Annotated in this window: 17 protein-coding genes; 8 read left to right on the top strand and 9 right to left on the bottom strand. The window is 70.2% G+C overall.

The annotated features are described in order from the left end of the window. From ABD298_RS00815 to ABD298_RS00800, 4 genes are all read right to left on the bottom strand, one after another. Window positions 1-593 (bottom strand): FAD-dependent oxidoreductase (locus tag ABD298_RS00815; protein ID WP_344297542.1); only part of this gene is annotated, 593 nt, incomplete at its 3' end. Then, window positions 590-832 carry a ferredoxin gene (locus tag ABD298_RS00810; RefSeq protein ID WP_344297540.1) on the bottom strand — a complete coding sequence of 81 codons (243 nt, stop codon included), beginning with the start codon at window positions 830-832 and terminating at the stop codon, window positions 590-592. The genes ABD298_RS00815 and ABD298_RS00810, both read right to left, overlap by 4 nt. After that, window positions 829-2001, bottom strand: coding sequence for a cytochrome P450 (locus ABD298_RS00805; RefSeq protein ID WP_344297538.1), 1173 nt, complete (start codon window positions 1999-2001; stop codon window positions 829-831). Before ABD298_RS00805 ends, ABD298_RS00810 begins: the two co-directional genes overlap by 4 nt. Window positions 2002-2034: 33 nt before the next feature. Beyond that, window positions 2035-3795, bottom strand: coding sequence for an MFS transporter (locus ABD298_RS00800; protein ID WP_344297536.1), 1761 nt, complete (start codon window positions 3793-3795; stop codon window positions 2035-2037). 158 nt (window positions 3796-3953) lie between these two features. Here ABD298_RS00800 and ABD298_RS00795 point away from each other — a divergent pair, with 158 nt between their 5' ends. The 8 genes from ABD298_RS00795 to ABD298_RS00760 all read left to right on the top strand — a co-directional run bounded on the left by ABD298_RS00795 (window position 3954) and on the right by ABD298_RS00760 (window position 13641). Further along, window positions 3954-4982 carry a phosphotriesterase family protein gene (locus ABD298_RS00795; protein ID WP_344297534.1) on the top strand — a complete coding sequence of 343 codons (1029 nt, stop codon included), beginning with the start codon at window positions 3954-3956 and terminating at the stop codon, window positions 4980-4982. Window position 4983: 1 nt separating this feature from the next. Next, entirely contained in the window at window positions 4984-5937 is a 954-nt protein-coding gene (locus tag ABD298_RS00790) for a phosphotriesterase family protein (protein ID WP_344297532.1), read from the top strand. Window positions 5938-5969: 32 nt separating this feature from the next. After that, complete coding sequence (locus ABD298_RS00785) at window positions 5970-7133, top strand: FAD-dependent oxidoreductase (protein WP_344297530.1); 1164 nt, start codon at window positions 5970-5972, stop codon at window positions 7131-7133. Between the two features lie 3 nt (window positions 7134-7136). Further along, window positions 7137-8090 carry an alpha/beta hydrolase gene (locus tag ABD298_RS00780; protein WP_344297528.1) on the top strand — a complete coding sequence of 318 codons (954 nt, stop codon included), beginning with the start codon at window positions 7137-7139 and terminating at the stop codon, window positions 8088-8090. After that, window positions 8087-9439 carry an MFS transporter gene (locus ABD298_RS00775; RefSeq protein ID WP_344297525.1) on the top strand — a complete coding sequence of 451 codons (1353 nt, stop codon included), beginning with the start codon at window positions 8087-8089 and terminating at the stop codon, window positions 9437-9439. Before ABD298_RS00780 ends, ABD298_RS00775 begins: the two co-directional genes overlap by 4 nt. Next, complete coding sequence (locus ABD298_RS00770; RefSeq protein WP_344297523.1) at window positions 9436-10383, top strand: MBL fold metallo-hydrolase; 948 nt, start codon at window positions 9436-9438, stop codon at window positions 10381-10383. The genes ABD298_RS00775 and ABD298_RS00770 overlap by 4 nt, the downstream gene beginning before the upstream one ends. A 21-nt stretch (window positions 10384-10404) precedes the next feature. Continuing rightward, on the top strand, window positions 10405-12132 hold the full coding sequence (locus tag ABD298_RS00765) for a CocE/NonD family hydrolase (protein ID WP_344297521.1): 1728 nt from the start codon (window positions 10405-10407) through the stop codon (window positions 12130-12132). A 105-nt stretch (window positions 12133-12237) separates the two neighbouring features. Continuing rightward, window positions 12238-13641, top strand: coding sequence for an NAD-dependent succinate-semialdehyde dehydrogenase (locus tag ABD298_RS00760; protein ID WP_344297519.1), 1404 nt, complete (start codon window positions 12238-12240; stop codon window positions 13639-13641). A gap of 55 nt (window positions 13642-13696) precedes the next feature. On the opposite strand, the gene ABD298_RS00755 is transcribed toward ABD298_RS00760, so the two are convergent. From ABD298_RS00755 to ABD298_RS00735, 5 genes are read right to left on the bottom strand one after another with little or no spacing between them, the layout of a single operon-like run. Next, complete coding sequence (locus ABD298_RS00755) at window positions 13697-14017, bottom strand: putative quinol monooxygenase (RefSeq protein WP_344297517.1); 321 nt, start codon at window positions 14015-14017, stop codon at window positions 13697-13699. A gap of 27 nt (window positions 14018-14044) precedes the next feature. Further along, window positions 14045-14671 carry a tetratricopeptide repeat protein gene (locus ABD298_RS00750; RefSeq protein ID WP_344297515.1) on the bottom strand — a complete coding sequence of 209 codons (627 nt, stop codon included), beginning with the start codon at window positions 14669-14671 and terminating at the stop codon, window positions 14045-14047. Between the two features lie 53 nt (window positions 14672-14724). Next, window positions 14725-15120, bottom strand: a complete 396-nt coding sequence (locus ABD298_RS00745) for an MmcQ/YjbR family DNA-binding protein (protein WP_344297513.1) — start codon at window positions 15118-15120, stop codon at window positions 14725-14727. Further along, on the bottom strand, window positions 15120-15551 hold the full coding sequence (locus tag ABD298_RS00740) for a CoA-binding protein (RefSeq protein WP_344297511.1): 432 nt from the start codon (window positions 15549-15551) through the stop codon (window positions 15120-15122). Before ABD298_RS00740 ends, ABD298_RS00745 begins: the two co-directional genes overlap by 1 nt. 51 nt (window positions 15552-15602) lie before the next feature. Next, window positions 15603-16325 (bottom strand): serine/threonine-protein kinase, encoded by a 723-nt coding sequence (locus ABD298_RS00735; RefSeq protein ID WP_344297509.1) that lies wholly within the window; start codon window positions 16323-16325, stop codon window positions 15603-15605. Between the last annotated feature and the right edge of the window lie 3 nt (window positions 16326-16328).

Here is a 16328-nt window from a genome sequence, read left to right as displayed (position 1 = left end):
AGGTAGCCGCCGAGCTGGCGCGAGAGCGGCGCGGCGTCGGCGACCAGCGTCACGTCGCAGCCAGCGTGCAGGCAGCCCGAGGCCACCTCCATGCCCAGCGGGCCTCCGCCGACCACGATGACCGATGGGCGGTCCGCGACGCGGCGCTTGAGCGCGATGGCGTCCTCGATGGTCCGCAGGGTGATCTCATGCCCGTTGTCGTCGGCGGCGGTGCCGCCGGCCCCGGAGAGGCGCCGCGCCCGCGACCCCGAGGCGATGACGAGACCGTCGTAGGGGACCTCCCCGCCGTCGTCGAGCCTCACGAGCCTCTTCTCGGTGTCGAGACCGGTGGCCCCGACACCGAGCAGCGCGACGGCGTCGTGCGTCGGCTCGGGTAGCTTGTGCGCGGTGAGGTCCTCGTCCCCGTGCAGGAGCGCCTTCGACAGGGCCGGGCGGCTGTAGGGGTGGTGGACCTCGGCACCGACGACGGTCAGCTCGCCGTCGAACCCGGCCGAGCGCAGGGCATCGCACGCGGTGATGCCCGCGATCCCGTTGCCCACGACGACGATGCGCCGCAGGCTGGAGGGCAGGCCCGAGGGCGCAGCCAGGCTCACGCCGACGCCAGCCGCAGCGCCGCGACGGGGCACACCCGGACGGCGGCCTTGGCCGCCTCGAGCTGGGTCCCGTCGACCTCGGTGACATCGAGGACGAGCTCGCCGTCGTCGTCGAGGTGCATGAGCTGGGGGGCGGCCTCCTCGCAGAGGCCGTGGCCCTCGCAGCGGGGGCGGTCGAGTTCGATGATGCTGGTCGTGCTGTTCGTGCTGGTCGTGCTGGCAGTGCCGTTGGCGCTCATGCTGCTTCCACCTCGAGGACTCGGAGGGATTCGATGCTGCGGGTCATGTTGCTGGGGACGCGGACGGGTTCCGTCGTCGTGAACGACTTCACCTGGCGGGCCAGCGCGCCGAGGATCGCGTGGCCCTCGAGCCGCGCGAGTCCCTGGCCGGCGCAGCCGTGCGGGCCATAGCCGAAGGAGAGGTGATCGGTCGGGTTGCGCGTCACGTCGAACGTGTCCGGGTTCTCGTAGTGGCGCGGATCGCGGTTGCCGGAGCCGATCAGGAGGCCGATCTGGGCGCCCGCCGGCACGGTGTAGCCGTCGATCTCGACTTCGCGGGTTGTGGTGCGGCCCCAGATGTGGATCGGCACCCAGTAGCGCAGGACCTCGGCGAACGCCGCCGGCACAAGATCCGGGTTCTCGCGGACGAGGGCGAGCTGCTCGGGGTAGCGCCCGAACAGGGCCACGATGTTGCCGATCGACGCGATCGTCGTGTCCACGCCCGCGCCGAGATACTGGTGGATGATGTGCCCGGCGGTGCCCTCGGGGATGTCGCCGCGCGCCTCGGCGTCGAAGATGCCACGGCCGATCGAGCCTGGCGTGAGGTCCTCGGCCGTGACGGTGGAGCACCAGCCGTAGAGCTCGCCCGCGATCGGGAAGCTCTCCTGCGTGCGCTGGTTCATGGGCCCGAGTACCTGCATGGCGGCCTGGCCCCAGCGGAGCATGTTCTCCTTGACCGGGCCGCTGAAGCCGATGAGGTCGGCGACGATCTCGAGCGGGAAGGCCCGGGCCAGGGAATCGATGGCCTCGAAGCTGCCGGTGGCGACCAGCTCGGCGACGAGTTTCTCCGCCTTCTCGTCGATGACGACCTTGAGGCCCCTCAGGGCACGCGGGGTGAGATTCTCGGACAGGGTGGCACGGAGCTGCGTGTGGACGGGCGGGTCGGAAGCGAGCGACGTGCCCTGGAGGGCCTCATTCACCATCGGGTTGAAGCCGAGCGAGGTGGAGGAGAACGCGGCCGGGTCGCCGAGGATCTCGCGGATGGCGTCGTAGCGCGTGACGACGTAGATGTCATTCTTCGGCAGGTGCACGACGGCGGCCTGCTCGCGCAGCTCCGCGTAGGTGGGATACGGGTCCACGACGATGTCGTCGGCCCAGATGTCGATGTCGGATTCGAGCGGTGCGGTCATGGCTGTGTCCTTCGGAATGGGTTCGGGGGGTGGTCAGTCGGCGATCGGGGTCTTGAAGGCGGCCTGCGCGGCCTCCTCGGCGTCTGCTTCCGCGGTGGCCTCGGTGCTCTCGGCAACCTGGTCGGCCGTCGGCGCCGTGCGGCCGCCGGTGATGAAGAGGGTGAGGACGGCGGAGACCGTCGCCGCGAGGCCTGCGACGAGGTAGACCATCTGGAACCCCTGGCCGAGGGACGTGCCCGCCACGCCCTGGATGGCCGGCCGCGCGGTGTTGAGCGCACCGACCATGCCCTCGACGGCTGCCTGCGGGGCGCCACCGGCCAGCGCGTGGCCCGAGAACTCGGCGATGACGCCCTGCCAACCGGCGAGGAACCCGAGCGGCGGCACCTGCCCGAGACCGGCCGCCGCCTCGGCGGGGAGCCCGGCGCCGTTGAGGATCCCGGCGAGCGGGGCCGCGAAGGCCGACGCGCCGAGGCTGAAGGCGATCGCAGAGCCGATGACGGGGCCGAGGGCGAAGCCCAGGTCGCGCAGGAGGTTGGTGGTCGCGGAGGCCATGCCGATGTGCTGTGGATCGACGGTGTTGATGGCCACGGCGGTGATGGCGCCGACGGTCAGCGCGAAGCCGATGCCGAGCAGGAGCAGCGGGGGGATGAAGGCGGTCCACGGCGTGCCGCCGAACTGCTCGGGCGTGCCGAGCCTGAAGGTCGAGAGCCAGAAGCCGGAGACCGCCATGAGCGCGAAACCGCCAGTGAGGGCCCATCGCGGCGCCACGTGGTGGATGAGCCAGCCGACCACCGGGATGAGGAGAAACGCGGGGCCCTGGATGAAGACGAACAGGATGCCGACCTTCCACGTCTCCACAAGCGCGAGCCCGCCGACGGCGACGCTCGTGCTGAAGGCGATGGCCAGGAAGGCGAACATGCCGGTCACGGCCACGATGCCGGTGATGGCGTAGGCGCGGTTCTTGAAGAGGGCCAGATGCAGGAGCGGGTGCTGGGACCGGGCCTCGATGGCAACGAAGGCGATCAGGAGTGCGGCGCCGGCCACGTAGCCGGCGACGACGTCCCAGGCACCGAACCCGGAGTCGACGGCCTGGACGGTGGAGTAGAGCAGCGCGATGAGACCGAGGGCCAGGGTGGCCTGGCCGGCCATGTCGAGCCTGCGCGCCCGGTCGGCAGGGACGTCCTGCGCCCGGACGGCGATGCCCATCACGGTCACGGCGAGCACGGCGGCGACCAGGTAGGCGACCCGCCACCCGCTGAACGCGACCGGGGCCTCAGGCGTCTCGCCCGGAACGGTGAAGAGCTGCGAGGTCAGGCCTGCGAGGACCGGCGAGACCACGGCGCCGAGGGAGAGGAAGCCAGCCCACGTGGCGATGGCGCGGGCCCGGGCGCGGTGGTCCGGGGTGATCGCGGCGATCATCGACAGGGAGATGGGGAACAGGATGCCGGCACCGATGCCGCCGATCGCCTGGGCCGTGATCATGACACCCGTAGTGGGAGCGGATGCGGCCAGGACGGAACCGACGATGCTCGTGAGCGCGCCGATGTAGAGGAGCTTCTTGCGGCCGAACTTGTCGCCCAGGAGGCCCCAGCTCAGTTCGAACACAACGATGCCCATCATGAACATGCCAGCGATCCAGGTCAGCCCCGCACCGGACGTGCGGAAGTCGATGGCGAACGTTCCGTTGAGGGCGCCGGGCAGCGCGTTGGTGATCTGGGCGAGGGTGACGGCGCTGTACGCCGTCACGAAAGTGGCGCGGGCTGTGCCCCCAGGCGCCTTGAGGGTCGGACTCACTGAAACTCCTTCGTCTCAAAGGTGGGCTGAGTCACAGTCTGCGGCTAATCTTTACACACCGTCAAGAACAAGAACGTCACGTCAGCGTCATCTCCAATGCGTACGAACGCTTCGGCAAATTTCTTGACATCATGTAAAGCAAATGCCAGTCTAGAACTATGACACAGCCCACATCCCCCGCTCAGCGCGTCGCTGAAGACGCCGCTCCCAGCGGGTCCGTCAACACCGTGCTCGGCCCGATTCCCCCGGATGCGCTGGGGGTCGTGGCGGTCCACGAGGCACTCCTCTCGGTGGTTCCCGGGGCCGAGCATGCGTTCGACGTCTCCATGGACCGCGCCGAGATCTTCGAGGCCCTCGCCGCCAAGCTGAGGGACTTCCGCGCCCGGGGCGGGTCAACGATCGTGGACAGCACCGGCATGTTCCACGGCCGCGACGTCCGCCTGTACGAAGCCCTCTCGCGCTCCACGGGCGTGCACATCGTCGCCTCGACCGGCATGGGTCCCGAGGAGATGCTCGGGGGCTACTTCCTCACCCCCCAGACCAACCCCCCGACCCCGTGGCCGGCGGACAAGTTCGCCGGGCTGTTCACGAAGGAGGTCACCGAGGGCATGGTGGTCCCGCGCGTCGAGCGCCGCGCTCCGGCCGGGCTCGTCACGACGACTGCCACCCGCGAGGGCATGACAGCCACGGACGAGAGCCTCTTCCGCGGTGCAGCGCGCACCGCCCTCGCCACGGGCGTGCCGGTCTCGATCCGCTTCGGCAAAGACGCCGTGGCCGAGCTCGACGTCATCCTCGACGAGCAGCTCCCGGGCGACCGCGTCGTCGTGGGCGGCCTGGACCGTCGCGACGCCGTCGCAGCCGGAGCGCCGCTGGAGGTGGCGCGCCGGGGCGCCTTCGTCGCCCTGGACCACGTGGGCGCGGACGACGACGAGCACCTCACCGACGCCGAGCGCGCCGCCCTCGTGCTCGAGCTCGTCGCGGCAGGGCACGCGGACCGCCTCATCCTCTCCGGCAACGCCGTCGGCGTCGCCAAGGGCCACGACGGCAACGACCGCGCCTTCGGTGCCGTCCTGACCGAGTTCCTGCCCCTCCTGACAGCGCAGGGCCTGGGCGACGAGGACGCCCGGCGCCTCGTCGTCGACAACCCCCGAGCCCTCCTCGCCCCCCGATCCGCAAAGGCTGCATGACATGTCGAAGGTGAACACCGTCCTGGGAACTATCCCCGCGGAGGAGCTCGGCCTCGTGGCCATCCACGAGCACATCGGCTACGGAATGCCCGGCTCCGAATTGGACACGACGTGGTGGAAGACCCCCGAGCAGCGGTACGAGGAGACCGTGCCGAAGCTGCGCGCGTTCCACGAGTTCGGCGGCGGGACGTTCGTGGACGCGACGGGCATCTGCAACGGCCGCGACGTGGACTACTACAAGTCGCTCTCGGCCAAGACCGGCGTCCACATCGTCGCATGCACCGGGTTCGTCGGCGGCGACACTGCCCTCCCGCACTTCGCCACCGCGAGCGTGGACTACCTCATGCGCCAGTTCGTCCACGAGATCACGGTGGGCATCGGCGGCACGGGCAGCAGGGCCGGCGTCATCAAGGTCGGCGTGAGCCGCGGCGGCCGCATGACCGAGCTGGACAAGAAGATCTACCGCGCCGCCGCCCGCGCGGCCGTGCAGACCGGGGTGCCGATCCTCACCCATCTCGCGATCGACGCCGAACCGGCCATCGAAATCTTCACCGAGGAAGGCCTGCCCCTGGACCGCGTCCTGTTCGGCCACGTGGACGACGGCGTCAACGCCGAAAAGACGCAGGACACGTGGATTGTCGAGCAGGGCGGACGCCTCGGCTTCGACACCTTCGGCTACGAGACTGAGCTCCCGGACCCGCCGTTCTGGGCCCGCGCCCGCCGCGAGCGGATGGACCACTTCCTGCGGTTCGTCAAGGGCGGCTTCGAGGACCAGGTCCTCGCCTCCGCGGACGCCAACTGCAGCCCGCTCGGCTGGCCCGGGGTCAAGGGCCACACCGTGAACTACATCTTCGAGCAGCTCATCCCGGACCTGCGGGAGGCCGGCGTCGGCGAAGCGACGATCACGAAGATCTTCGTCGACAACCCTGCCGACTTCCTCTCCCTCCACCTCTGATCCCTTTCTTGCGACCTGACAAGGACGTCACCATGAACACCGAAGACCTCAAGAACCTGGACATCGCCATCATCGGGGCCGGCTACGCCGGCGCCGCCTCGGCCAAGGCCCTGAGCCTGCTGGGCGCGAACGTCACCGTGTACGAGCAGGCGGGCCAGACCCGCGAGGTCGGCGCCGGCATCGGTCTCCGTCCCAACTCCATGGAGCGCTTCCGACAGTGGGGCATCCGCGACGCGATCGCCGCCGTCTCCTCCCCGAGCGACTACTTCGAGATCCTGACCCTGACCGGCGAGCCCATCATGAAGGACTCCTGGCCCGAGATCGAGAAGTACGGCCCCACGCACCTCATCCACCGCGGGGACTTCATCGAGGCCCTCATCGGCGTGCTGCCCGAGGGCATGGTCAGGCTCGGCCACAAGCTGGAGCGGGTCGAGACGGCCGAAGGCAGCGCCAGCGACAAGTCCGTCCTGACGTTCACGAACGGCACGGTTGTCGAGGCCGACCTCGTGGTGGGCGCGGACGGCATCCGCTCCGTGGTGCGTGAGCAGCTCTTCAGCGACAAGGGCCCGGTGTTCTCCGGCGAGCACGCCTACCGTGCCGTCATCGACGCCGACGCCACGCACGGCCTCACGATCGACGACAACCTGCGGATGTACATCGGCCACGGCACGAAGGTCTACTTCCTGCCGCTGCGCCACCGCAACCAGGTCTCCTTCGACATCACGGTCCTGAATCCGGACAGCACGTGGGCTCCGACCATCACGAAGGAGGACCTGCTGGCCACGGTCGAGGGCTTCGACCCGCGTATCGTGGACATCACCCGCGAGCTGGACATGGATGCAGTGAACGTGCGCGCGGTCTACGACATCGACCCCGTCGACGTCTGGCACTCCGGCTCGGTGGTCCTGGTCGGCGACGCGGCGCACTCGATGCTCCACCACCAGGGCCAGGGCGCCAACTCCGCGATCCTCGACGCCGGCGCCCTCGCCGACGCGCTCGCCGAGGCCGCCTCCGTCCCCGAGGCCCTCGCCCGGTACCAGGCCGCCCGCAAGCCCGTCACCGACGAGCTGCAGCGCATCTCGCGCCAAGGCTGGAGCGAGGACGAGGTCAACTCCGTCTTCCCCGGCCAGAAGCCCGAGTCCCAGCTGCCGTCGGCACCGCAGCCGTCGGCGCCCGCCGAGAAGGTCGAGGCCTGAGCCGTGCCCCTCCACCCCGAGATCGCCACCATCGTCGCGAACCTTCCCGCCCCGCCGGAGGGCCCGATCGATCCCGCGTTCCTGCGCGCGGACGAGGAGTCGCACGTCGCCGCCCCCGCCGACCGCCTCCCGCTGCACGCGGTCGACGACGCGGTGGCCGCTGCGCCGTCGGGCGACGTCCCGGTCCGGATCTACACGCCCGCCGAGGCCGACTCCTACGGCGTGATCGTGTACTTCCACGGCGGCGCGTTCTTCCTCGGCAGCCTCGACACCCACGACCACGTGGCCCGTGCGCTGGCCAAGGAGACCGGCTGCAGGGTCATCTCGGTCGGCTACCGACTCGCCCCCGAGCACCGCTTCCCCGCCGGCCTGACCGACTGCTACGGCGTCGTCCGCTGGGTCTCCGAGCACGGCAGGGACCTCAACCGGGACGGGACCACCCTCGCCGTGGCCGGTGACAGCTCCGGGGGCACGTTTGCCGCCGCGGTCGCCGCGATGGCCCACGACGACGGGTTCACCGCGATCACGCACCAGGTCCTCTACTACCCGTCCCTCGACTTGGACTTCGATGAGGACCGGTACGCCTCGCTGCGGGAGAACGCGACCGGCTACGGCCTCGAGACCGCTGGCCTGAAGCCTTTCAACGCGTTCTACCTCGACAGCGGCGCCGACCCTGCCGACCCGCTCGTCTCCCCTATCAAGCGCGAGGACCTGTCGGGCCTCCCCGCGGCCCTGGTCATCACCGCCGAGTACGACCCCCTGCGCGACGAGGGCGAGCTCTACGGCCGGCGACTCACGGAGGCTGGCGTTGAGGCCAGGATCAGCCGCTACGCGGGCGCCAACCACGGGTTCGTCGCGAACTTCGGCTGGATCCCGGAGTATCACGCGGCCTTCACCGAAACACGCGCCTTCCTGGCCCCGGTCACAGCCGGCGCGACAGGGGCGGGGCAGCGGTGAACACGATCAACGTCCAGCGCGTCATCGGCGAGACCAGGCTGACGCGCTTCCACGTGGGCATGCTCTTCTGGGCCTGCTTCATCATCACCTTCGACATGTACGACCTCGTGATGTACGGCTCGGTCCTGCCCGTGCTCATCAAGCAGTGGCACATGACGCCGGTCGAGGCTGGCGCGATCGGGAGCTATGGGTTCTTCGGCATGATGGTCGGGGCCGTGCTGTTCGGGATCCTCGCGGACAGGTTCGGCCGTACGAGGATCCTCGTGGCGAGCGTGATCCTCTTCAGCGTCGCGACGGCCCTGTGCGGCTTCGCCGGCGACCCAGTCACCTTCTCCGTCTTCCGCGTCCTCGCCGGACTCGGCATCGGCGGCATCCTCCCGACCGTGATCGCCATGCTCTCCGACTACGCGCCGCAGGGCCGCGCCAACACCTTCGTCGCCATCGTCATGTGCTTCTTCCACGTCGGCGGGATCCTCGCCGCGCTCGTCGCCATGAACTTCATCCCCGCCTTCGGGTGGCAGAGCGGCTACTGGGTGGCGATCCTACCGGTCTTCTTCCTGCCGTTCATGGTGAAGTACTTCGTGGACTCGCCGGCGATGCTCGTCCGGCGGGGCCGGTCGGAGGCCGTCCGCTCGGTGCTCGCGAAGGTGAGCCCCTCGGCATCCGTACCGGCCGACGCCGTCTTCGAAGGCCTTGCGGTCCCGGCGCCGGGAAGCCCGGTCGGCGCACTGTTCACCAAGGGGCGGGCCCTGGGGACCGTGATGATCTGGATCGCGTTCTTCATGTGCCTGCTCATGATCAACGGCCTGACGGTCTGGCTGCCGAACCTCATGGTCCAGGCGGGCTTCCCGCTCGGCTCGAGTCTGACCTTCGTGATCGTGCAGAATCTCGGCGCGATCGTGGGCACTCTCGTCCTGGGGCGGCTGGCCGACAGGAGGGGCGTCAAGAAGGTCCTCGTCCCCATGTACGTCATCGCGGCGATCGCCCTGACCCTGCTCGGACTGGGCGGGAACATGGCGATCCTGCTCGTGCTCGTGGGCATCACGGGTGCGTGCACGATGGGCGCCCAGAACATCTCCTACGCCTTCGTGGCGGAGCACTATCCGTCCTCGATGCGTTCCACCGCGATCGGCCTCGCCTCGGCCGTGGGCCGCCTCGGCGCGATCGTCGGGCCGACGTTCGGCGGCGTTCTTGTGATGCTCAACCTCGGGCTCGAAATGAACTTCCTGTTCTTCGCGGTCCCGGGCGTCATCGCCGCGATCGCGTTCCTGTTCGTGCCGCTGGCACGCAGGACCCCCGCCGCCGCAGCACTGACCGAACCAGCGGTTCCCGTCGAGAGGCAGCCATGACCCCAGTCATCATCCACCCGCTCGTCTCCCCGTGGGGCCGGTTCGGCCTCTACAGCTACTTCATCGACGCGCCCGAGCCGGCGATCGTGGACACGGGCATCGCGTCGTCCCCGGCGGAGGGCATGATCCCCGCGCTCGAGGCGATGGGCCGGTCCATCGAGGAGGTCCGCTGGATCCTCCTCACGCACGGGCACATCGACCACCTCGGCGGCGCGAAGGCCCTCTACGACCTCACAGGCGGCAAGGCCAAGGTCGTCATCCACGAGGCGGACGCGCACATGCTCCGCTTCCGCGACGGCCACGTCGAGGAGTACGAGCACGGCCGCTTCCAGTACCTCAGCGCTCCCGACGGGATCGAGCGGCAGCGGGCCACCGCGGCGTCGGCCATCTCCGGCGAGATGGAGCCGACCGTCCTCGTTCAGGGCGGCGAGATCCTCTCCCTCGGCGGGGACGTGACCCTCTCTGTGCACCCCCTCCCCGGCCACACCCCCGGCTCGGTGGCGTACCGCCTGGACGGGCAGAACGCAGTTTTTGTCGGCGACGCCGTCCAGATCCACGGCGCAGCCAACCGCTTCCCGGGCTACACGGACCCGGACGCCTACCGGGCCAGCCTGGCCTACCTGCGCGAGGAGGTCCGTCCCGAGCGGCTCTACCTCGGGCATCCGTACCGTGGAGCGGACGGGGAGCCGTACGGCGTCGAGCTCGGCCCTGAGCAGTCGCGCCGCGCACTCGAGGAGAGCCTCGCGCTCGAGGCGCGCATCCGCGGCGCCGTCGAACGCTACCTGCACGATGGCGTGGTGGCGGCTGAGCCGACTTGCTCCGTCTACTCGCCCTTCGAGCGGGTCGCCGCGGAGCTGGGCTATGACGGCGATCCCACGCTCGAGCCGTCCCCGTTCTTCACGACCCTCCACGGCTACCTCACGCAGTACGCCGAGAATTCCTGACGCAAGGAGACAGACACACTCATGGCTGAATCATTCGAGACCTGGGACGCGGGCGGGCAGGCGATCCACGTCCGCAAGCACCTCCGCGCCTCGATGCGCGACGGCGTCGAGCTCGCCCTGGACGTCTACCACGGCCCGGAGGACACGCCTCGCCCTGCCCTCGTGGCACTGAGCCCGTACGGCAAGGAGCTCCAGGCCCTCGCCCTCACGATGCCCCCGCAGCGGCGGCCGAGCCCGATGTGGGACGGCTGCATCGAGGCCGGGGACATCGCCCGCGTCGTCGGCGAGGGCTACGCCCACGTCATCGGGGACCTGCGCGGCTCCGGGGACTCGGGCGGGGAGCACATCGGCAACTACAACGCCGGCGGTGTGCCCCTGGGGCAGGACGCCTACGACGTCATCGAGTGGGTCGCGGCGCAGCCGTGGTGCGACGGCAACGTGGGCATGATCGGCATCTCCTACTTCGGGTCGATGCAGATCCTCGCCGCCGCGGAGCGCCCCCCGCACCTCAAGGCCATCTTCGTCTCCGGCGGCCACTACGACTTCTACGAGACCACCTACCACGGGGGCGTCATGTGGTTCATGCCGCGTGCCGCCCGGGAGGGCCGCGGCGGGGATTCCGGCTGGGCGTTCACGGACCGCGTGAAGTCCCGCATGCTCGAGACCCACTCCCCGGAAGAGCTCGAGAAGCTCGTCGCGAAACGCCTCGAGGACCCCGACATCGCGGCCTGGCCGAACCTCGTCCACACCCTGCACTACCCGACGAACCACGAGGCCTGGTTCGACATCGTCATGAACGAGCTCGACGGCGAGTGGTACGAGGAGCGCAACCCCGTCAACCTCGCGAAGGACATTGACATCCCCGTCTACCTGCAGCTCGACCAGGGCCGTGGCTGGACGCTGGACGGCACGATCGAGCTGTTCAACGCGCTCAAGGGCCCCAAGAAGCTCGACATCGGCCCCTACCCGCCCATGCAGTCGCGCCCCTTCATCGAGGAGCACGAGAAGATGTTCCGCTGGTACGACTATTGGATCAAGGGCATCGACAACGGCATCATGGACGAGCCTGCGGTCTCGGTGTTCGTCGAGGGCTCCCGCGAGGTCGTCACCGCCGAGGCGTGGCCGCCCAAGGATCCCGCCTACCGGCCCTTGTACCTGCGCCCGCGCCGGACGCTCTCCCCCGAGCCCGAGCCCATGGGCACCAGGCATGCGGCCCCGGACGGCTTCTACCAGGCCCCGCTGACTGTCACGGACAAAGTCGAGATCCTCTCCTGGGCCACCGAGCCGTTCAGCGAGCCAACCGAGATGATCGGCACCGGGGCCGCCCACATCTTCGCCGAGATCGACCAGGACGACACCAACTTCATCCTGCGCCTGTGGGACACCGCGCCCAACGGCAAGCGCCAGCTCATCACCACCGGCTACCTCAAGGCCTCCCACCGCGAGCTCGACGACCGCACCACCGAGGGCAACCCGTATCACCCCCACACCCGGACCATCCCCGTGGAGCCCGGCACTGTGGAGGAATACGTCATCCGGCTCTACCCGTTCGCGAACACGTTCCTGCCGGGCCACCGCCTCACCGTGGAACTCTCCAACGACGAGCCGCTCGCGGACGAGCACAATTCGCTCCTGCCCCCGGACGCCTTCCACCTGCCCGTCGGCCGGCCCGTGACCCACAAGGTCTACCGCGACGCGACCCACCCCTCCCGCCTCGTCCTCCCCTTCACGGGGCGCGGCAGGGCCTAGCGCGCACGCACGACGCCGGCCGGTCACCTTCCGCACAGAAGGCGACCGGCCGACGTCGTGCTTAAGCACAGTGATGTGCGCCACGGAAGAGGGCAAGATGGTGCCATGACTAGCACTGCGAGCACCCGCGACGAGCCCGGCTACCGTGTCCTGAACCCGGCCACCGGCAAGGTCGTCGAGACGTTCCCGACCGCCACCGACGAGCAGGTCCAGGAGGCTCTGGCCGCGGCCCAGTCCGCGTTCGAGTCATGGCGCGAAACCCCGATCGAGACGCGCGCCAAGGTGGTCGCGCGCATCGGCGAGCTGTTCACCGAGCGAGCGGAGAAGCTCGCCGCCATCATCACCGAGGAGATGGGCAAGCCGCTCTCCGAGGCCAAGGGCGAGGCCGAGTTCTGCACGGACATCTTCCGGTACTTCGCCGAGGAGGGGCCGGGCCTCGCCGCGGACACCGAGATCAAGACGTTCGCCGGCGGCCGCGCGGTCGTGCAGAAGCTCCCCGTCGGCCCGCTCCTGGGGATCATGCCGTGGAACTACCCGTACTACCAGGTGGCCCGCTTCGCCGCCCCGAACCTCATGCTCGGCAACACGGTCATCCTCAAGCACGCCGAGTCGTGCCCCCGCTCGGCGCTGGCGATCCAGGAGATCATGGACGACGCCGGCCTGCCGAAGGGCGCATACGTGAACGTCTTCGCATCGCACGCGCAGATCGCTGACATCATCGCGGACCCGCGGATCCAGGGCGTCTCCCTGACCGGCTCCGAGCGCGCCGGGGCGATCATCGGCGAGCTCGCGGGCAAGAACCTCAAGAAGGCTGTGCTCGAACTCGGCGGCTCGGACCCGTTCGTGGTCCTGGACTCCCCCGACGTCCGCGCCCTCGCGGACACGGCGTGGGAGACGCGCATGGAGAACACGGGCCAGGCCTGCAACTCCAACAAGCGCATGATCGTCATGGAGGACATCTTCGACGACTTCGTCGCCCGGCTCACCGAGCGGGCGCAGCGCCTCACCCCGGGCAACCCCGCCGATGACGCCGAGGGGACCTTCGCGCCGCTCTCCTCCCGCGCCGCCGCCGAGGGCCTCGCCGCCCAGGTGCGCGACGCCGTCGAGAAGGGCGCCACCCTGCACGCCGGCGGCGAGCTCTCCGACGGCGACGCGGCGTACTTCTCCCCCGCCGTCCTCACCGGCGTCACGCCCGAGATGCGCGCCTACAAGGAGGAGCTGTTCGGCCCGGTCGCGGTGGTGTACAAGGTGGCCAGCGACGAGGACGCGCTCCGTCTGGCCAACGACACCCCCTACGGGCTGGGCGGCTCGGTCTTCTCGGCGGACACCGCCCGCGCGGAGCGGGTCGCCCAGCGCCTCGAGGTCGGCATGGCGAACGTCAACCTCCCCTCCGCCGAAGGCGCCGAGATCCCGTTCGGCGGCGTCAAGCGCTCGGGCTTCGGCCGCGAGCTCGGCCCGCTCGGCATGGACGAGTTCGTGAACAAGCGCATGTACTTCGTCGCCGACTGATCCACAGCAAGTGACCCACAGAAGGTGACCCCCAAACGGGGCGGGGTGGGCGGGCTCAGTCGATCTGCAGCTCGCCCATCGCGTCCCAGCCGTTGCCGTCGACCTGACGGGAGACGATGCTCGGGGTCTTGGTCAGGCACGGGCGCATGGCCTCAAGGCCTTTCGCGAAGTGCTCGCTCTGGACGTGCGGGCCGGCGCCCTCGTCGGTGAACGCCTCCACGAGGACGTACTCGGCCGGGTTCTCGAGGGACCTGGACCACTCGAAGAACAGGTTGCCCGGCTCCTGGCGGGTCTTCTCGGTGAACTCGCGCACGATCTCGGGGAACTGCTCCGTCGACTCGGGCGTGGTCTCGAACTTCACGACGATGAAGTACATGGGGTCCTTCCGTGGTTTCGGATTCGCTCATCCACCGTATTCGACCGCGCGGCATGCCGCGATTCCCTCCCGCGCCCATTCCTCCTGCGCGGGGGTGCCGACCCGGGCGGCCCACTGTTCGGCGAGCTGGAACTCGACGAGCGCCCGGTGGGCCTCGCCGGCGTCGAGCAGGAGCCAGCCCAGGTGGCCGTGCAGCGAGGCGCACCACCGCTGCGCCCGGGGGCTGTGCGCCTCACGGGCGTATTCGATGCCGGCCCGCGCCCAGGACTCGGCGTGGGCGGCGTCCGCGATGGCGAGCATGTGGAACGCGTCGGCGGCCAGGTACTCCTCCCCGAGGTGCTCGCCCAGTTCCGCGGCCTGCTCGAAGAGCGGCACCGCCATCGCGGCGCGTCCGGCGGAGTTCAGCAGCCGGCCACGCTCGAGGAGGATGCGCACCCCGATCGTCGGGTCTGCCTCGCAGTCGATCCCGTCCAGCAGGGCATCGGCCTCCTCGAACCGGCCCTGGAGCCCGACGGCGCGCCCGAGCTGGGTCGTCAGCTCGCACCTCTCGACGCCGTCGTAGGCAGGGTCCTCGAGGGCCTCGCGGAAGAGGCGTTCGGAGGCGGCAGGATCGTCGAAGTCCCACAGGGAATCGAGGGTGGTCTGGTCGAGCATCGGGCCTCCTGACGAGGTCGGGCGGGGGCTCGATCCCCACCCTAGCAGCGCTCTCAGCGCGCGAGGCCGCTCCAGCCCAGCGCCTCCCGCTGGGCCCTCGGCAGGCCCGCCACGACCAGATCGTAGGAGTCCTCGACGAGGTCGCGGACGTCCTCGTCCGTCAGGTTCCCGTCCAAGCGCACGTCGCTCCAGTGTTTCTTGCTCATGTGCCAGGCCCCCGTGATCTCGGGGTGCACGGCCCGGAGCTGGACGGCCAGGACCGGGTCGCACTTGAGCGCAACGCTGAGCGGCGCGGAGTCGAGCGCGGACAGCGCGAACATGCGGCCGCGCCGTTCGTCGCCGCCGGACGGCGCCCTGACCTTGAAGACCGAGGCCTCCGGCCCGAAGGGGAAGTCCTCGTAGGCTCCCGGGAAGCCGAGGCACAGGCTCCGCAGGGCCCGCGCGTCCATCAGGCCGGCCTTCTGCGATGCCGGATCTCGCGCTGGGGGCACGCGTCCATGACGACGTCGAGGCCGGCCGCCTTGGCGCGGTCCGCCGCGTCGTCGTCGACCACGCCGAGCTGCAGCCAGACCGCCTTGGCCCCCACGGCGATGGCCTGGTCCACGACCGCGCCGACCTTTCGGGAGTTCACGAAGCAGTCCACGACGTCGATCGGGTGGCGGTCCGCCGGGATGTCGGCAAGGGCGGCGTAGCCCTTCTCGCCGTGGACGTCGTCGGCCCGCAGGTTCACGGGAATGATGCGGTGCCCGAGGGTGTCGCGGACGAAGAGGGACACCGAGTACGCCGCTCGCCACTCGTTCTGGGAGAGGCCCACGATCGCCCACGTGCCGGGGGTGTCCATGAGGCGTTCGATGACCGCGGGGTCGTTCACGTGCCGCATGAGCCCATGCTATCCCCGCAGTCCGCGGCAGACCGGGCGCGTCGAACCTGCCTAGCGGTTGCTGCCTTGGCTGTTGCCCTGTCGCCCGGTCTGGCCGCTGCCGCCCTGCCCGGTGCTGCCCTGGCTGTTGCCGCCTTGGCTGTTGCCGCCCTGGCTGCTCTGGGTCCCCGAACTGCCCGTGCCGCCCTTGGGTCGGGTCTGGTCGCCGCCCTGCGCGTCGCCGTCCTGGGGGCTGGCGCTCGGGGAGCTCTGGGCCGTGCCCGACTTCGCCGCCGGAGACTCCGGCTGCGCTGGCTGCACCGCGGCGGCCTCGGAGCGCGCGGGCGCCTGGGGCGTCGCGGGATGCGCGTCCTGCCCGGCGGCCTCGGAGGGCAGCACGTGGGCGAAGCCCGACGGCCAGGCCTCCCACCCCTGCGAGCTGAGGGCCGCGACGCCGCTGACGCCCAGGCCCATGCCCGCAGCGACGACCGCGCCGATCACGACGCCGCGCCGGCGCCACCGGGGCCGGGCGGCAGACGCCGCCGCTGCCTCGGCACGCCGCGCCTCGGCACGGCTGAGCTGGATCACCGGGGCACTGGGCACGACGGCGAGCTGCGCCGTCACCGGGACGTCAGCCCACGGCGCGCCGGCGGCGCGCGAGAACACTGCTGCCAGCTCCGGCGAGAGTCCGGGCGCCACTGCCGGGCGCAGCGAAGGGAGCTGTGCGAGCGCACGCCGCAACTCGGCGTCGTGCTCCAGCCCTTCCTCCGCGAGCACCGCCTCCACCTGCGTCATTGA

The organism is Sinomonas flava (genome assembly GCF_039531875.1).
GTDB lineage: Bacteria > Actinomycetota > Actinomycetes > Actinomycetales > Micrococcaceae > Sinomonas > Sinomonas flava.
Note: the sequence above shows the minus strand (reverse complement) of the source record. Positions and strands in the feature narration are given on the sequence as shown.